Origin of the sequence: Acidocella facilis ATCC 35904 (genome assembly GCF_000687875.1) — a bacterium.
Lineage (GTDB): Bacteria > Pseudomonadota > Alphaproteobacteria > Acetobacterales > Acetobacteraceae > Acidocella > Acidocella facilis.
In genome coordinates this window covers 122657-139071 of record NZ_JHYG01000008.1, presented here as the reverse complement: position 1 = coordinate 139071, position 16415 = coordinate 122657, and the positions used below count along the sequence as shown (strand labels likewise).

The window sequence follows — 16415 nt, the reverse complement described above, 5'->3', positions numbered from 1 at the left end:
CGGATTATGGAAAAAACATAATATGTGACGGAGGAAATTAACGATGTCTACCGCGGCTGCGGCACGAATCGCCGCGCGGCTCGACAGGCTTCCCGCGACGGGAGCCATGTGGCGCCTGGTGGCATTGATTTCGATCGGCGGCATTTTCGAGTTTTATATGGTCTTTCAGACAGGCTATCTCATGCCAGCAATGCGCGCGAGTGGCCTGTTTTCCGCGTCCAGCCTGGGGCCTCTCTCCGCGCTTCGCAGTATTTCCATAGCTGGCGGTGCCAGCTATGTGTTTTCGCTTTTTATCGGGCTTTGGGTTGGTTCGCTTTGCCTCTCACCTCTGGCCGATTGGCTGGGGCGGCGGTCGGTCTTTACCGGTGCCATTCTATGGTATTTGCTGTGCTCGGCGATCATGGCCCTACAGCATACGGGATTATGGCTGAATATCTGGCGTTTTGCCGCGGGGTTGGGGTTTGGCCTGCAGCTCGTCGTCATGGACGCTTATTTGGCGGAGCTGGTGCCGGCCAAATTCCGGGGTAGGGCGTTCGCCCTCAATCAGACCATTACATTTTCAATCGTTCCCGTCGTCGCCTTCCTGTCCTTGATATTGGTGCATCGTCATTTTGGCGGTTTGGAAGGATGGCGCGTTGTCGTGTTAATCGGTGCCCTCGGCGCGCCCGTGGCGCTTTGGCTTGGGCGCGTGCTGCCGGAAAGCCCGCGCTGGCTGGCGCTGAAGGGGCGTGAGAGCCAGGCGGAGGCGGTGATCACGCAGCTCGAAAGTGCCGCTGTCAAGATTGTCGGGACGTTGGCGGCACCAGTCCCGGTTGTCCCCGAAAAAGCCGCGACCGGCCGGTTTGTTGAGCTGTTCTCGCCACGCTATGCTGAGCGCTCGCTGATGATGGCGATTTTTAATATTGGTCAAGTCGTCGGATTTTATGGGTTTGCGGCCTGGGTGCCGACTTTATTGATGGCAAGAGGGATCAGCATCACCAATAGCCTGGAATATTCGATGCTGATCGCCCTGGCCAATCCCTTTGGTCCCATCTTGGTAATGTTGGTCGCCGACCGCATCCAACGCTCGACCCAGATTGTCATCGCGCTGTGTTTGATGGGCGCCTTCATGGTAGGCTTCGCATTGTCTGGCCGCCCGTTTGAAATTATCGGCTTTGGGATCGCCTTCACGCTGGCCTCCAACGCGATGTCGAGCGCCTTCCACACATATCAAGCCGAACTTTTTCCCACGCGTATGCGCGGCCAGGCGGTGGGGTTCGTGTATTCCTGGAGCCGCCTGTCCGCGGCATTCGCGGGTCTCGCTGTCGGTTATTTTCTCAGCGATGGGGGCGTGCCCGCCATCGCGGTGTTCATCGGCGTGACGATGGCGATTTCAATTATCATAGTTTTTGCCTTCGGTCCGCGTACATTGGCCCAACCTTTGGAGGCGATCAGTCACTGATGCAGATTCTCTTGATCGAAGATGATGCGACCATGAGCGGTTTTCTGAAGGAAGCCTTGGTCGATGAAGGTCATGACGTCGCGGTCTCCGGCGATGGCCGCGACGGCCTGATGCTGGCCACGACAAGTCCCTTCGATGTGCTGATTATCGACCGAATGCTGCCTTATCTTGACGGGTTGAGTGTGGTTCAAGCGCTTCGGTCCATGCAGATCAGTACCCCGGTGATCCTCCTGACCGCCTTGGGACGTGTGGATGAGCGGGTGCGCGGCTTGCGGGCGGGCGCGGATGATTATGTCGTGAAGCCGTTCGAAATGGCGGAACTACAAGCAAGGATCGAGGCGGTCAGACGGCGGCGTGAGATCAAGACGGATCCCAGCCAACTTCGCGTTGGCGATCTTGTCCTGGACCGGCTCACACATTCCGCGCGCCGTGGCGCTTGCGAGATTTCTTTGAAGCCGCGCGAATTCCGGCTGCTCGAATATTTGATGCTGCATGCGGACCAGGTTGTCACCCGGACGATGCTTCTCGAAGACGTCTGGGATTATCATTTTTTACCGCAAACCACATTGGTCGAATCGCATATCTGCCGGATCCGGCTGAAAATTGACCGTGGATTTTCGCGGGAATTGATCCAAACCGTTCGTGGTGCCGGATACCGAATCAGTGCGGGCACCGATACGTGACAGAGCCGAGGGTCAGGACCAACCTCTTTCGGATGGCGGGCTTTCGGCTCGCCGTTCTGGGAACGTTGTTCTCAACGATCGCCGCGATTATTGTTTTTGCTTTGATTTACAACGCCACCCGGATCGCCTCCAAGGAGGAGCTCGCGCCGATTATTGCGGGCGACCGGGCGGATGTTCTTTCCGATGCCATTTCAGATCGGCTGCCGCTGGAGCAGGAACTCAGGCAGACGGTGGCGCACGCGCCGAGCCACACCTTCTATGCCCTGCTCGATGCGCGCGGAAAGGTGTTGTTCGCCAATATCACCATGCCACCCGAGCCTACGGAATGGAGCACGATCACCCGGCTGACCGATCCACAAATGCCGCAGGGGGTGCAGCGGATCGACGGGATTGGCCGCGATCTGCCAAATGGTGGATTTTTGTTCATTGGCGAGGATGCCAGCGTCTTCGCGGCATTGAATAAGCGGGTCGCCGTCATTTTCGCGGTCGTGTTCAGCGCCCTGATCGGAATTGGCCTGTTGGCGAGCCTGCTGATCGTCGGGCATAGTCTGAAGCGCGTCCAGGCGATCAGCGATGCCAGCGTGGATATCATGACCGGCGATTTATCCCGGCGCATCGAAGCCTACGGCATTGATGATGAGTTGGATGTGCTCACCGAAGAGCTGAACCGCATGCTTGAGACGATCGAGCATCTGGTTGAAAATGCCCGCCAGGTGACAAATGACATCGCGCATGATCTGCGCTCGCCCCTGGTCCGGTTGCATGAATGGATCAAGCATCTATTGAAGCTCGATGCGGTTCGGAAAGACCCGGTTTTATCCTCGGGCCTTGAGGCGGCGCTGTCCCAGACAACGCTTATCATCTCGGTGTTCGTTTCGCTATTGCGCCTCGCGGAGGTGGAGGCTGGCTCCTTGCAGGGCGGCTTCACAGCATTGGATTTGAGCGCGCTGGTGACGAATATCTGCGACGAATTCAGTGCTGTCGCCATCGATGCCGGCCAGAGTCTGCGCTGCGCGGCGGAGGAAAATTTATGCATCAGCGGCGATTCCGCCTTGCTGACGCAACTGATCGTCAATCTGGTCGAAAATGCCATCCGCTATAGTCCCGCGGGCGGGATCATCAATGTCACCCTGTCGTCGGATAAAAAAAGCTTGTTTCGCCTGGAGATCGCGGATCAGGGGCCAGGCATTCCGGAAGAGGATAGAGACCGCGTATTTCGCCGGTTTGTGCGGCTCGACCAAAGCCGGAACACGCCCGGCCACGGGCTGGGTTTGCCCCTGGTCCGGGCGATCGCAAAATTGCACGGTGCTCAGATTACCCTGCTGGATAACCACCCCGGACTTATCGTACGGGTCGAGTTCCGGGGGTAGAGCGAGACGGGTTTACACTCCCTCGCTCTATTCATGCTTTGGCGAGCAATTTCAGGCGTTTAAGGTGACGCAGGCGCGTTAACCTAAACGCCGATTGCTCTAACGGAATGCCCTTTACGATACACGGCCGCATCATGCGAAAGCGGCGCTGCCTATCCGGCGAGTGACAAGGCGGCGGTGCGCAGATCCGCCTCGATGACGGTGGCGGTGCGCATATAATGTGCCTGTAGCAACGAAACCGCCTGCTCCTGGTTATGGTCCAGCACGGCCTGCAAGATCGCGTCATGCTCGGCGCTGACCTTGCGCACCCGGAACACCTTGCGGATGGAGATCGTCCGGTAGCGATAGAGCCGGTCGGCCAGCTGCATGCAAAAGCCGATCAGCGGCCGCGAGGCGCAGTTTTCGATCAGCCGGTCGTGAAACGCCCGGTGCAGCACCTCCCAGGCCGGATTATCCTCGAATTGCTCGGGGTTGAGCGAGCGCGGTGTGCGGGCGAGGCGGTGATGCGCCACCAGCAACGCTTCCTCCCAGGCAGGGGTGGCGTTCTGCATCGACTCGCGCAGCGCCAGCCCTTCCACCCAGCAGCGCGTGCGGGTCAGCTCGTTCAACTCCTCCAGGCTGATCGGCGTCACCGAAAAGCCGCGTTGCTCGCGGCCGATCACCAACTCCTCGATGACCAGCCGGTTCAGCGCCTCGCGCAGAGGGGTCTGCCCGGTACCGTATTGGTCCATCAGGAAGCGCAAGGAGAGTTTTTGCCCCGGCTCAAGCCGCGCGGCCAGAATATCATTCTTCAGCCGCTCATAGATGCTGGTGGCCAGCGTCGTGGCGTTATCGGGGGGCTCTTTGGCTGGGTCAATCATGCTGTTGTTTATACACAAAGCTCTCAAACAAAAAAATTTATAAATTATTTGCGCGGAAGATTGTTTTGTGTATTTTGTTGGGCGAATGAATGAGGGGGAAATGGCAAAAGCCTGGTCAATCAAAGCCTGTGGCTGCGCGGGGGTGGATGTGCATTGCCATGTCGTGCCCGCCAGCTTTCCGGCCGCGCCGGAGGGGGCGCAGGCCGGCTGGCCCAGCCTGCGCCAGGATGGCTGCGGCCACGGCACGGTGATCATCGACGCCAAGCCCTATCGCACCGTCTCCGCCGCGTGCTGGGAGGCGCGCCGCCGGCTTGAGGATATGGACCGCATGGGCATCGCCGTGCAGGCGCTCTCGCCGATGCCGGAGCTGTTCAGCTATTGGCTCCCGGCCCAGGCCGGGGCGGCGCTGATCCGCCATGTCAATGATATGATCGCGGCGCTGCTTGGCGAAGGGCAGGGGCGCTTTGTCGGGCTGGCGGCGGTGCCCTTGCAGGATCTCGATCTGGCGGTGGAGGAGCTGCGCCGGGTCATGGCCATTCCTGGCTTTCGCGGTGTCGAGATCGGCAGCAATATCAACGAAACGCCAATCGGCGATCCGGGGCTGCGGCCCTTCTTCACCGAGGCCGCGCGGCTGGGGGCGGCGGTGTTCGTGCATGCGGTGCGCCCGGCGGGCATGGCGCGGCTGGTCGGCCCCGCGCCCTTGCAGCAGGTGCTCGGCTATCCCACGGATGTCGGGCTGGCCCTGGCGTCCGCGATCACCGGCGGCCTGGTCCGGGACTGCCCGGATCTGCGGCTGGGTTTCAGCCATGGCGGCGGCAGCTTCGCCGCGCTGCTGCCGCGGCTGCGGCGCGGGTATGAGGTGTTTCCGGCCCTGCGCGAGGCGCTGGAGGAATGCCCGTCCATCACCGCGCGCCGGCTTTACGTGGATTCCCTGGTGTTCGAGCCGGACTGGCTGTCTCGGCTGGTCACGTTGTTCGGGGCCGAGCGGGTCATGCTCGGTACCGATTATCCGTTCAATTTCAGCGAGGCGGCGCCGTGCGATCAGGTCAACGCCGCATGTCCCGACGCGGATTTGCGCCAGCGCCTGATTCAGCGCAACGCGCTCGCTTTCCTGGCCATCGATGAGGTGCAAGATGCCGCCTGATTACCCCGTCGCCGCGCTCCGCAGCGTCGCACTTTCCACACCGGATCTGGAGGCGGCCCGCGCCTTCTATACCGAAACCTGGCAGCTGGAGCTGGTGGCGCAGGCGCCCGGCCGCGCCTATCTGGCCGCCAGCGCCGACGATGCCTATGTGCTGGAATTGCGCGCCGGCGCGCGTGCCGCCTTGGATGTCGTCAGCTTCCGGGTGCGCGCCGCGGCGGATCTGCCCCGGCTTTACGAAGCTTGCGTGCAAGCCGGCTGCACCATCCTGCAACCGCCCGGACCGGACCATGGCCCAGCCGGCGGCACCCATTTCATCGTCCGCGAACCGCAAGGCTGCACGCTGGAATTTCTGCATGGCGATGCGCGCCGCGAAGGCGCCATCCGCCCCAACCGGCCGCTGCGGCTGGCGCATGTGAACATCAACAGCGCCGCGATCGAGGATTTGTCGCGCTTCTGGCAGGAGGTTCTGGGCTTCCGCCTGACCGACCGCTCCCAGGCCATGGCCTTCCTCAGCTGCAATAGCGACCACCACGCCATCGTGCTCGCCCAGGCGCCGGTGAACGGGCTCAACCATGTCGCCTTCCTGCTGCCGGATCTGGAATCGGTGATGCGCGGTGCCGGGCATGTGGTCGATCATGGCTGTGGCATCGGCTGGGGGCCGGGGCGGCACGGGCCGGGGGATAATGTGTTCGCCTATTTCGTCGGGCCGGACGATGTCGTGGTCGAATACACCGCCGAGGTGCTGCAGGTGGATGAGAGCTACCGCTTCCGGGGCCCGCAGGACTGGGTCTGGCCGCCCGGCCGTACTGATCATTGGGGCGTCGCCCCGCCCAAGACCGCCGCCTGCAAGGCCGCGCAACTCGCCATCGGCTTCGCCGATGCGCCTGGAATTAACGAGACAAAGGTGAAGTCGTGACCCACGCAGATGAGCTCTTCGATGTCGTGATTGCCGGCTTCGGCCCCTCCGGGGCGACGGCGGCCGGGCTGCTGGGGGCGCATGGCTTTCGCGTGCTGGTGGTCGAACGGCAGACGGAGGTTTATGACAAGCCTCGGGCGATTGCGCTCGATCACGAAATTTTCAGGCATTTCGACAATATGGGGGTGGCGGAGGCGGTGCGGCCTTATGTCGCGCCCTTCACCGCCTCGCAGCATTTCGGCGCGCAAGGCCAGTTGATCCGCACCATCGACATGGTGCAGCCGCCTTATCCTCTGGGCTACACGCCCAGCATGGTCTTCACCCAGCCGCCGGTGGAGGCGGCGCTGCGCGCGCATGCGGCAGGTTTCGCCAATGTCAGCATCGTCACCGGCGCGGAGCTGATCGGCTTCGAGGAACGCGGCGAAGAGATCCTTGCCACGCTGCGCGCGGAAGACGGCACGCAGCGCCAGATCCGCGGCAAATTCCTGCTCGGCTGCGATGGCGCCTCCAGTACCGTGCGCCAGCTGGCCGATATGGCGCTGCGCGACCTGATTTTCGATGAGCCCTGGCTGGTGGTGGATATACGCTGCGGCGACGCGGCGCTGGCCAAGCTGCCGCAATGCTCGGCGCAGTTCTGCGACCCGGCGCGGCCGACCACCTACATCATCGGGCCGGGCAATCACCGGCGCTGGGAGATCATGCTGCTGCCGGGCGAAAACCCGCGCGAGATGGCGGCGCCGGAGCAGGTCTGGCGGCTGCTGGCCGGCTTCATGGCGCCCAGCGAGGGCGAGCTGTGGCGCGCCGCCGCTTACCGCTTCCATGCGCTGGTGGCGCAAAGCTGGCGGCGCGGGCGCGTGCTCATCGCCGGGGATGCCGCGCACCAGCAACCGCCTTTCATCGGCCAGGGCATGTGCCAGGGGCTGCGCGATGTCACCAATCTGGTTTGGAAGCTGGCGCGCGTGCTGCGCGGGCAATCGCCGCTGGCGCTGCTCGACAGCTATGAGGCGGAGCGGCGCCTTCATGTCGAGACATTGACCGGCAAGATCAAGGCGATCGGCCAGATGATCTGCGAGCGCGACCCGGCGCGGGCGGCGGCGCGCGATGAAGATTTGCTGGCGCAGGGCGGCGGCGTCCCGCCGCATGTCACGCGCCAGGATATTGTGCCGCCGCTGGAGACCGGGCTGCTCGCGCCGCCAGGCAACCCAGGGCGCGGGCTGTTGTTCGTGCAGCCGCTGATCCGCCAGGCGGGCGGCGCCGCGCTGCTCGACAGGCTGACCGGCACCGGCTGGCGGCTGATCCTGGATGGCCGCGTGCTGCGGGTGCGGGATCTTGCCGCCCTGCTGACGCCGGCGGACGGGATCGGCCTGTACGCCATCGCCCCGGTGGGGGCGGCGCTGCCGGACGCGCTTGAGGAACAGGACGGCGTCATGGCCGCCTGGTTCGACCGCCATCAGGCCCAGGCCGTGCTGGTGCGTCCCGATCATTACGTCTTTGGCACGGCGGCGAACGCCCAGGCGCTGCCGGCGCTGCTCGCCACCTGCCGGGCGCAGCTCGCCTGCGCCGAACCCATCCACCAGGAAGTGAAACATGAAGCTTGCCACAGTTGAAATCGCCAATGCCCCGCATTGGGGCGTGATCGAGGGAGAGATGTTCCTCGATGTCGGCAGCGTCCTGCGGGCGCGTTATGCCGACCTCAAATCCGCCATCGCCGGCGGGCTGGACGGGGTGGCGCAAGCCCGCGCCCAGGCGCAGGCCACGAAGCTGGAGGCGCTGCGCTTCCTGCCGGTGATCCCCAACCCGGACAAGATTCTTTGCGTCGGCCTGAACTATGAGATGCACCGCCAGGAGACCGGGCGGCCGGAGGTTGCGCATCCCACCATCTTCGCCCGCTTCGCCAACAGCCAGATCGGCCATATGGCGCCGATCCTGCGGCCGAAACTCTCCAATGATCTCGATTACGAGGGCGAGCTCGCCGTCATCATCGGCACGCCCGGCCGCTATATTCCCCGTGCCGCGGCGATGGCGCATATCGCCGGCTATGCCTGCTATAATGATGGCAGCGTGCGCGATTTCCAGCGCCATACGATGCAGTTCACCCCGGGCAAGAATTTTCCCGATACCGGCGCCTTCGGCCCGTGGATGATGACCCCCGATGAGCTGGGGCCGCTGGCGGCGCTGCGCCTGCAGACGCGCCTCAACGGCGAGGTGGTGCAGGAGGCGCGGATTGAGCAGATGATCTTCGATATCGCCACGCAGATCGAATATTGCTCGCAATTCACCCGGCTTGAGGCGGGCGACGTCATCGTCAGCGGCACGCCGGGCGGTGTCGGCGCCAAGCGCAACCCGCCACTCTGGATGAAGCCCGGGGATGTCGTCGAGGTCGAGATCGACCGGCTCGGCATACTGCGCAATCCGGTCGCGCAGGAGGTTTGATGATCTAGCCGCCGCGCCAGCAAACCGCCAGCGCGGCGGCACGTCCAAAAATAATGGGGAGACTAAAAATGAATGGTCCAAGCGAGGCCGGGCAAATGCCGGCAATCCCGACGCGCGCCTATCTGATCGTGGCGCTGCTGTTCGTGTTTCAGACGCTGAACTTCTTCGACAAGCTGGCCTTCGGCGTCTCGGGCGTGCCGATGATGCATGAATTCAGCCTCACCCCCAAGCAGTTCGGCTTGATCGGCGCGGCGTTCTTTCTGTTTTTCGCGGTTGGCGGCACGGTGATCGGCACGGTCTTCGTCGGGCGCTACCGGTCGAAATATATATTGCTGGCCCTCGCGGGGATCTGGACGGCGAGCCAGCTGCCGGTCGCCTTCACCCACTCCCTGCCAATCATCATCGCCTGCCGGTTGCTGCTGGGCATTGGCGAGGGCGCGGCGTTGGCCACGGCGATGACCGCCGCCTATGAATGGTTCCCGGACCATCGCCGCAACCTTCCCTCCGCCTTCATTCTGCAAGGCATCAGCGCCGGCTTTCTCATCGGCGGGCCGCTGCTCAGCTGGTTTGTCGTGCATGCTGGCTGGCGCTCCTGCTTCCTGGTGTGCGGGGTGCTGAGCCTGGTCTGGATGGTGCTGTTCGCGCTGATCGGGCGCGAGGGCCCGCTGGCCGGCCAGCACGCCGCGCCGGTGGCGCATGAAACCCCGTTGCCGTTTCGCCTGCTCTGGCTGGACCGCACGGTCATCGGCGTCATGCTCATCGCCTTTTTCGGCTATTGGGTCATCGGCATGGCCGCGGTCTGGCTGCCGCCTTTCCTGCGGCTGGGGCTGGGCTATGCGCCGCTGAAGGCCGGCTGGATCATCTCCGCCATCTACGTGATCCAGTCTCCGGTGCTCATCCTCGGCTCCTGGCTGACGCAGACGATGCGCCAGCGCGGCTGGAGTGCCCGCATCTGCCTGGGCTGGAGTTCGGGCCTCGCCATGCTGGTGAGTGGCGCCGCCTTGCTCGTGGCGGTGCAAAGCCCCGCCGGTGTGATGCAGACCTGCTTCCTGGCCATCGCCTTTTCCGTGCCGAGCCTGACGACGATTTTCGGGCCGGTGATCCTCGCCGCGATCGCGCCGTCCCGTCAGCGCGCCCGGCTGGTGGTGGTAATCATTTCCGCCACCTCCATCTCCGCGTTCTTTTCCACCTTCATCAATGGCTGGATCATCGGCGCCTATCCGGGAAATGCGCCGCTGGGCTTTGCCATCGCCTTCGGGCTGGGCGGGGTGATTCTGCTCGCCGGCGGGCTGGCCAGTTTCCTGCTGCTGTTTCCCGAAGCCAGTGCGGCGCGCTTCGCCGCCTATCGGCAGGCCCGCGATACCGGCGCCGTGTTTGAGCCTTCCTCATTCGCCCGCGCCAAGCCCTGATCCAACGAATATCTCAAATCCAACATAACAAGGGAGGTTTCCAATGAAGACAGGATTTCGTTTCATGCTGGCCGGTATTGGCCTGGCCGCGATGTCGCTGCCCGCCGAGGCGGCGATGGTCGGCAGCAATCCGGAATATCCGGTGGGCAATACGCTCGGCCAGCCGACGGGCCTGCTGCCGCCGCCTGGTGTGTATCTCACCTTCAAGCCGAGCTACACCCAGTCCCGCCCGGTGGACGGGAACGGCCATTTCACCGGTGCCCATGCCAATATCTGGGGCGCCACCGGCTCGATCGCCTACATTCCCGACATCCGGATCTTCGGCGCCCGCTACGGCATGTTCATCCGCTCGATCGGCTGGCTGAATGTCAGCCTCACCACGCCGCGGGCCGCCGGCGGCAAGACCTTCAACCGCACCGGCCTGGTTGATACCGAGTTCACGCCGCTGTCCTTGAGCTGGGATCTCGGCCATCATGTCTTCTTCGATGCCGATTTCGGCTTCTACCCGCCCAACGGCCAGTACAGCGACACGGCCAAGGTGAATACCGGGCAGAATCACTGGACGATCGAGCCGGACATGTCCGTCAGCTGGCTGCCAGCCCCCTACCAGTTCACGGTGCACGCGACGCTGGACAAGAATTTCGAGAACAGCGCCACGCATTACACCAATGGCACGACGATGGATTGGGACTTCACCGCGATGCGCGGCTTCGGTCACTGGTCGATCGGGCCGGTCTCGTATTTTTACAAGCAGATCACAGCGGATTCCGGCCCCGCAGCGCTCAATGGCGGGTCCCCGGAATCCTTCGCGCTGGGGGCGGATGTCGCCTATCAGGGCAAGGGCTACAAGATGAACATGTTCTTCACCCATGACGTCTATGCCCGCAATGTCGGCGAGGCCGGCAAGGTCGTGCTGACATTGAGCGTGCCGCTGATGTAGCCCCTTGGCGCATCGGGCCCAACGCCCGATGCGCCAAACCCAAGCCGCGCGGCAGCGCGCCCTAACTTTGTTGGTTTTGGCAGGCAACTTTCTGATCCTGACTGAGTCCAGTCAGGATCATCTTGCTCTCGGGCCGGCGGATTTGCGAAACCGCGCGGTTCAGCCAGGCGAAATCGGCGCCCTCCTTAGAGCATCAAGTTTTTAGCTTGATGCTCTAAATTTTGTTTTAGCGAGCCATGCCATGTGTCTAGGCTTTGCCACCGCGCCGCCGCCAGGCCTTCCTCGAATTAACAAATCATCCAGTTTGAGGCAGGATCTTTCCGCGACGTGCGGCTGCCCCTGGTGCCAGGCGGTCAGCCGCACCATGTGAGCATCACCTCTCTGACGCGGCGCGCCGGCGGCAGAGCAGTCCCTGTGTTTGCCCATCAAAAGAGATCCATGCCCGAGACTTTGTCCCTGCTCCGGTTTCTGCTGGAGGCACAACCTGGCAGCGTTGCCTTGCTCAGCGTCACCGCCATTTTCGGCGGCGGCGCGCGGGCGGTTGGCGCGCAGATGGCGGTGCGGGCGGATGGCGCGGCCTTCGGCACGCTCTCCGGCGGTTGTGTCGAGGCGGCGATCATCGGCGAGGCGCGGCGGGTGATCGCAAGCGGCCGGCCGGAGAGCATTCGCATCGGCCAGGGCTCGCGGATGATGGATCTGCGCCTGCCCTGCGGTGGCGGGATGGATGTTCTGATCACGCCGTTGAATGATTTCGCTCCGCTGCGTCAGGCCCACGCGGCCTTGCAGGCCCGCCAGGAGGTCACGCTCCGCATTTCCCCCGAAGGCGGCCTCGCCCTCATCGAAGGCGATGCCGGTACCGGCTGGGCCGGGCCAGAATTCCAGGTGGCGCTGCGCCCGGCCTTGCGGCTGGTCATTGCCGGGCAGGGGGCGGAGGCGCTGGCGCTGGCACGGCTGGGGGCGGCTTTCGGGGCCGGGCTCTGCCTGCTCAGCCCGCGCCAGGAGATGCTCGACGCCGCCGCGGCGCTGGGGGCGGAGGTCCTGCTCTGGACGGATCGCCGCCATCCGCCGGCGCTGCGGGCGGACCGGCACAGCGCCATCGTGCTGCTGTTTCACGACCATGAATGGGAGGCGGGGCTGTTGCAGGCGGCCCTGGCCAGCGACGCGTTTTACATTGGCGCCATGGGCAGCCGCGCCACCCAGGCGCGCCGGCTGCAAGGGCTGGCGGCGCAGGGCGTGGCGGCCGCCGCGCTGGCGCGGCTCACCGGGCCGATCGGGCTGATCCCGGCGGTGCGCGAGCCTGAGCTGCTCGCCCTCTCCGCTTTGGGCGAGATCGCCACGCGCCACCAGGCGGCCTGCGCGGTGTCTGCCCCGTCCTTGCTGGCGGCGGCGTCATGATCGGCGGTGACGAATTCGACATTTCAAGACGCGCGGTGCTGCTCGGCGGCGGCGCGCTGGCGGGGGCCGGGCCGGTCCGGGCCGCAACCAGAAAGGAGACGGACATGCAGGATAGCCCGACGATGATGGAGGTGAGCTTTTCCGTGAACGGCGAAGCGCGCCGTTTGCGGCTGGATACACGCACCAGCCTGCTGGATGCGCTGCGGGAGCATCTGCAGCTCACCGGCAGCAAGAAAGGCTGCGATCACGGCCAATGCGGCGCCTGCACGGTGCTGGTGCAAGGCCGGCGGATCAATTCATGCCTCAGCCTGGCGGTGATGCATGAAGGCGACGAGATCACCACCATCGAAGGTCTGGGCCAGCCGGGTGAGCTGCACCCGATGCAGGCGGCCTTCCTGCATCATGACGGGTTTCAGTGCGGCTATTGCACGCCAGGGCAGATCTGCTCGGCCGTCGCGGTGCTGGCGGAGCTGCAGGCGGGCATTCCCAGCCATGTCAGCCCCAGCCTGACAGAGGCGCCGACCCTGTCCGAAGCTGAGCTGCGCGAGCGGATGAGCGGCAATATCTGCCGCTGCGGCGCCTATTCCAACATCATGGAGGCGATGCGCGAGATCGCCGGAGAGCCGGCATGAAGGCCTTCACCTATAGCCGCGCCAGCAGCCCGGCGGAAGCGGCGGCCGAGGCGGCGGCCACGCCGAATGCGAAATTCATCGCCGGCGGCACCAATCTTCTGGATCTGATGAAATTGCAGATCGAAACCCCGGCGCATCTGATTGACGTCAACGGGCTCGGGCTGGACAGCATCGAGCCGACGCCAGAGGGCGGCTTGCGCATCGGCGCGCTGGTGCGCAACACGGATCTGGCGGCGGATGCGCGGGTGCGGCGCGATTATGCGCTGCTCTCCCGCGCCTTGCTCGCCGGCGCTTCCGGGCAGTTGCGCAACAAGGCGACGACGGCGGGCAACCTGCTGCAGCGCACACGCTGCGTGTATTTTTACGATCCGCGCCAGCCCTGCAACAAGCGCGCGCCCGGCAGCGGCTGCGCGGCCATGGGCGGGGTGGCGCGCCAGCTCGGGCTGGTCGGGGTCAGCGAGTCCTGCATCGCCACCCATCCGAGCGACATGGCGGTGGCGATGATGGCGCTGGATGCGGTGGTCGAGACGATCGGCGCGGATGGCATCAGCCGGCGCATCGCCTTGCAGGATTTCTACCGGCTGCCGGGTGAGACGCCGCAGATCGAGCATGATCTGCGCCCCGGCGAGCTGATCCAGGCGGTGATCCTGCCGCCGCCTCTGGGCGGGGCGCAGATCTATCGCAAGGTGCGGGACCGCGCCTCTTACGCCTTTGCCTTGGTCACGGTGGCGGCGGTGATCCAGCCGGATGGCAGCGGGCGCCTGGCCGCCGGCGGCATCGCCCCGCGCCCCTGGCGGGTGGAGGCGGCGGATGCGGCGCTGCCGCAAGGCGGCGCAGAAGTCTCTGCCGCCTTGCTGGACGGGGCGCGGCCCCGTCCGGACAATGCCTTCAAACAGCCCCTTCTGGCCCGGACCATCACCGCCGCGCTGGCGCAGGCGCGGGAGATGCAGGGGAAGGAGATGATGTCATGAAATTCGACGCCCCCGCCACAACCAACCCGATCGACCGGCAGCGTTTCATCGGCCAGCCGCTGGACCGCATCGAGGGCCAGCTGAAAGTCACCGGCAGCGCGCCTTACGCCTATGAGCGTCATGAGGTCGTGCCCGATCAGGCCTATGGCTATATCATCGGCGCCGGCATCGCCAAGGGCCGCATCAAGGCGATGGATCTGGACGCCGCGCGCGCCGCCCCCGGCGTGCTGGGCATCGTCACCGCCGCCAATGCCGGCAAGCTCGGCAAGGGCAAGCGCAATACCGCGCGGCTGCTCGGCGGCCCGGAGATCGAGCATTACGACCAGGCCATCGCCATCGTGGTGGCGGAGAGTTTCGAGATGGCGCGCGCGGCGGCGCTGCTGATCCGTCCGGATTATGAGGCGCAGCCGGGCCAGTTCGATCTGGCGGCGGCGCAGGAGCGCGCCGTGAAACCCGAATCCGGTGATCCCGACAGCGGATTCGGCGATTTCGCGCGTGACTATGCGCAGGCCCCGGTGACGCTGGATGAGACCTACACCACCCCCGACCAGTCGCACGCGATGATGGAGCCGCATGCCAGCATCGCCGCCTGGAAGGATGGCGCGGTGACGATCTGGACCTCGAACCAGATGATCGCCTGGGGCAAGGCGGATGTGGCGGAAACGCTGGGGCTGCCGCCGGAGAAGGTGCGGCTGGATTCGCCTTATGTCGGCGGCGGCTTCGGCGGCAAATTATTCCTGCGCGCGGATTGCATCCTGGCGGCGCTGGCGGCGCGGGAGGTCGGCCGGCCGGTGAAGGTGGCGCTGACCCGCCCGATGATCTTCAACAACACCACCCACCGCCCGGCGACGCGCCAGCGCATCCGCCTGGGCGCCGCGCCGGATGGCAGGCTGCTGGCGATCGCGCATGAAAGCTGGTCCGGCAATCTGCCGGGCGGCGCCACCGAGACCGCCGTGCATCAGACCCGGCTGCTCTACGCCGCCCCGGGGCGGCTCACCCGCACCCGGCTGGCGCGGCTGGATCTGCCCGAGGGCAATGCCATGCGTGCCCCCGGCGAGGCCTCCGGGCTGATGGCGCTGGAAGTGGCGATGGATGAGATGGCGGAGCGGCTGGGCATGGACCCGGTGCAGTTCCGGATCCTCAACGACACCCGGGTGGATCCGGAAAACCCTGGGCGGCCGTTTTCGCAACGCCATCTGGTGGAATGTCTGAAACGCGGCGCGCAGCGTTTCGGCTGGGCGCAACGCCAGGCCAAGCCCGGCCAGCGCCGGGAGGGCGGCGCTTTCATTGGGCTCGGTGTCGCCGCCGGCATCCGCAATAATCTGCTGACCAAATCCGCCGCCCGGGTGCGGCTGACCCGCGATTGCCGGCTGATCGTCGAGACCGACATGACCGATATTGGCACCGGCAGCTACACCATCATCGCCCAGACCGCCGCCGAGATGCTGGGGTTGCCGATGGCGCAGGTGGAGGTGCGGCTGGGGGATTCCGACTCCCCCGTCTCCGCCGGCTCGGGCGGGCAATGGGGGGCGAACAATGCCACCGCCGGCGTCTATGCCGCCTGTGTCGGGCTGCGCCAGCTGATCGTCGCGCGGCTGGGGCTCAATGAGGCCGATGCGGTATTCGCCGATGGCCGGGTGCAGTCCGGCGGCAACCGCACCGCCTTGGCGCAGGCCGCCCGCCAGGGCGAGCTGGTGGCCGAGGATGGCATCGAATATGGCGATCTGGCGGAACGCTATCAGCAATCCACCTTCGCCGCGCATTTCGCCGAGGTGTCGGTGGATGCGGCGACGGCGGAAATCCGGGTGCGGCGGATGCTGGCGGTCTGCGATGCCGGGCGCATCCTCAACCCCAAATCCGCCCGCAGCCAGGTGATCGGCGCGATGACGATGGGGGTTGGCGCGGCGCTAATGGAGGAGTTGGCGGTCGACCATCAGCGCGGCTATTTCGCCAATCACGATCTCGCCGGGTACGAGGTGCCGGTGCATGCGGATATTCCGCATCAGGAGGTGGTATTCCTGGACGAGCCGGACCCGCTCTCCTCGCCGATGAAGGCCAAGGGGGTGGGCGAGCTGGGGCTGTGCGGCGCGGCGGCGGCGGTGGCCAATGCTGTGTATAATGCCACCGGGGTTCGGGTGCGCGACTATCCGGTGACGCTGGACAAGCTGCTGGCGGCCATGCCGGCCTGAAACTTAGAGCAATATGTGTTTAGGTTGACGCG

At 64.9% G+C, this 16415-nt stretch carries 14 protein-coding genes; 13 read left to right on the top strand and 1 reads right to left on the bottom strand.

The features are described 5' to 3' along the window. Window positions 1–43 precede the first annotated feature (43 nt). Genes T331_RS0112235 through T331_RS18275 form a run of 3 tightly spaced genes read left to right on the top strand, consistent with a single transcriptional unit; the run spans window position 44 to window position 3494 of the window. Entirely contained in the window at window positions 44–1441 is a 1398-nt protein-coding gene (locus T331_RS0112235) for an MFS transporter (protein WP_026440219.1), read from the top strand. After that, window positions 1441–2124 carry a response regulator transcription factor gene (locus T331_RS0112230; protein ID WP_026440218.1) on the top strand — a complete coding sequence of 228 codons (684 nt, stop codon included), beginning with the start codon at window positions 1441–1443 and terminating at the stop codon, window positions 2122–2124. The genes T331_RS0112235 and T331_RS0112230 overlap by 1 nt, the downstream gene beginning before the upstream one ends. A gap of 32 nt (window positions 2125–2156) precedes the next feature. Beyond that, window positions 2157–3494 carry a sensor histidine kinase gene (locus tag T331_RS18275; RefSeq protein ID WP_051622350.1) on the top strand — a complete coding sequence of 446 codons (1338 nt, stop codon included), beginning with the start codon at window positions 2157–2159 and terminating at the stop codon, window positions 3492–3494. A 152-nt stretch (window positions 3495–3646) separates the two neighbouring features. On the opposite strand, the gene T331_RS18270 is transcribed toward T331_RS18275, so the two are convergent. Further along, entirely contained in the window at window positions 3647–4354 is a 708-nt protein-coding gene (locus T331_RS18270) for a GntR family transcriptional regulator (protein WP_008493735.1), read from the bottom strand. A gap of 100 nt (window positions 4355–4454) precedes the next feature. Between T331_RS18270 and T331_RS0112215 the strand changes: the two genes are divergently transcribed. The 10 genes from T331_RS0112215 to paoC all read left to right on the top strand — a co-directional run bounded on the left by T331_RS0112215 (window position 4455) and on the right by paoC (window position 16383). Next, window positions 4455–5498, top strand: a complete 1044-nt coding sequence (locus tag T331_RS0112215) for an amidohydrolase family protein (RefSeq protein ID WP_026440217.1) — start codon at window positions 4455–4457, stop codon at window positions 5496–5498. Continuing rightward, window positions 5488–6414 carry a VOC family protein gene (locus tag T331_RS0112210; RefSeq protein WP_026440216.1) on the top strand — a complete coding sequence of 309 codons (927 nt, stop codon included), beginning with the start codon at window positions 5488–5490 and terminating at the stop codon, window positions 6412–6414. The genes T331_RS0112215 and T331_RS0112210 overlap by 11 nt, the downstream gene beginning before the upstream one ends. Next, entirely contained in the window at window positions 6411–8021 is a 1611-nt protein-coding gene (locus tag T331_RS0112205) for a bifunctional 3-(3-hydroxy-phenyl)propionate/3-hydroxycinnamic acid hydroxylase (protein ID WP_026440215.1), read from the top strand. Before T331_RS0112210 ends, T331_RS0112205 begins: the two co-directional genes overlap by 4 nt. Then, window positions 8002–8847, top strand: coding sequence for a fumarylacetoacetate hydrolase family protein (locus tag T331_RS0112200; protein ID WP_008493731.1), 846 nt, complete (start codon window positions 8002–8004; stop codon window positions 8845–8847). Before T331_RS0112205 ends, T331_RS0112200 begins: the two co-directional genes overlap by 20 nt. Window positions 8848–8915: 68 nt before the next feature. Then, a complete protein-coding gene (locus tag T331_RS0112195; protein WP_026440214.1) occupies window positions 8916–10256 on the top strand; it encodes an MFS transporter in 1341 nt (446 codons plus the stop codon). A 43-nt stretch (window positions 10257–10299) separates the two neighbouring features. Further along, a complete protein-coding gene (locus T331_RS0112190) occupies window positions 10300–11196 on the top strand; it encodes a SphA family protein (RefSeq protein WP_081822238.1) in 897 nt (298 codons plus the stop codon). Window positions 11197–11634: 438 nt separating this feature from the next. Then, window positions 11635–12591, top strand: a complete 957-nt coding sequence (locus T331_RS18265; protein ID WP_051622348.1) for an XdhC family protein — start codon at window positions 11635–11637, stop codon at window positions 12589–12591. Continuing rightward, window positions 12588–13223 carry an aldehyde dehydrogenase iron-sulfur subunit PaoA gene (gene paoA / locus T331_RS0112180; RefSeq protein ID WP_026440212.1) on the top strand — a complete coding sequence of 212 codons (636 nt, stop codon included), beginning with the start codon at window positions 12588–12590 and terminating at the stop codon, window positions 13221–13223. The genes T331_RS18265 and paoA overlap by 4 nt, the downstream gene beginning before the upstream one ends. Next, window positions 13220–14194, top strand: coding sequence for an FAD binding domain-containing protein (locus tag T331_RS0112175; RefSeq protein WP_026440211.1), 975 nt, complete (start codon window positions 13220–13222; stop codon window positions 14192–14194). The genes paoA and T331_RS0112175 overlap by 4 nt, the downstream gene beginning before the upstream one ends. Beyond that, window positions 14191–16383, top strand: coding sequence for an aldehyde oxidoreductase molybdenum-binding subunit PaoC (paoC, locus tag T331_RS0112170; RefSeq protein ID WP_026440210.1), 2193 nt, complete (start codon window positions 14191–14193; stop codon window positions 16381–16383). Before T331_RS0112175 ends, paoC begins: the two co-directional genes overlap by 4 nt. The last annotated feature ends 32 nt before the right edge of the window (window positions 16384–16415 follow it).

Excerpts from the sequence above, each read along its gene's own strand:
- T331_RS0112200 (WP_008493731.1), top strand. The coding sequence starts at position 8,002 with ATGAAGCTTGCCACAGTTGAAATCGCCAATGCCCCGCATTGGGGCGTG.
- T331_RS0112175 (WP_026440211.1), top strand. The coding sequence starts at position 13,220 with ATGAAGGCCTTCACCTATAGCCGCGCCAGCAGCCCGGCGGAAGCGGCG.
- T331_RS18270 (WP_008493735.1), bottom strand. The coding sequence starts at position 4,354 with ATGATTGACCCAGCCAAAGAGCCCCCCGATAACGCCACGACGCTGGCC.
- T331_RS0112215 (WP_026440217.1), top strand. The coding sequence starts at position 4,455 with ATGGCAAAAGCCTGGTCAATCAAAGCCTGTGGCTGCGCGGGGGTGGAT.
- T331_RS0112195 (WP_026440214.1), top strand. The coding sequence starts at position 8,916 with ATGAATGGTCCAAGCGAGGCCGGGCAAATGCCGGCAATCCCGACGCGC.
- T331_RS18265 (WP_051622348.1), top strand. The coding sequence starts at position 11,635 with ATGCCCGAGACTTTGTCCCTGCTCCGGTTTCTGCTGGAGGCACAACCT.
- T331_RS0112210 (WP_026440216.1), top strand. The coding sequence starts at position 5,488 with ATGCCGCCTGATTACCCCGTCGCCGCGCTCCGCAGCGTCGCACTTTCC.
- T331_RS0112235 (WP_026440219.1), top strand. The coding sequence starts at position 44 with ATGTCTACCGCGGCTGCGGCACGAATCGCCGCGCGGCTCGACAGGCTT.
- T331_RS0112190 (WP_081822238.1), top strand. The coding sequence starts at position 10,300 with ATGAAGACAGGATTTCGTTTCATGCTGGCCGGTATTGGCCTGGCCGCG.
- paoC (WP_026440210.1), top strand. The coding sequence starts at position 14,191 with ATGAAATTCGACGCCCCCGCCACAACCAACCCGATCGACCGGCAGCGT.
- T331_RS0112230 (WP_026440218.1), top strand. The coding sequence starts at position 1,441 with ATGCAGATTCTCTTGATCGAAGATGATGCGACCATGAGCGGTTTTCTG.
- paoA (WP_026440212.1), top strand. The coding sequence starts at position 12,588 with ATGATCGGCGGTGACGAATTCGACATTTCAAGACGCGCGGTGCTGCTC.
- T331_RS18275 (WP_051622350.1), top strand. The coding sequence starts at position 2,157 with ATGGCGGGCTTTCGGCTCGCCGTTCTGGGAACGTTGTTCTCAACGATC.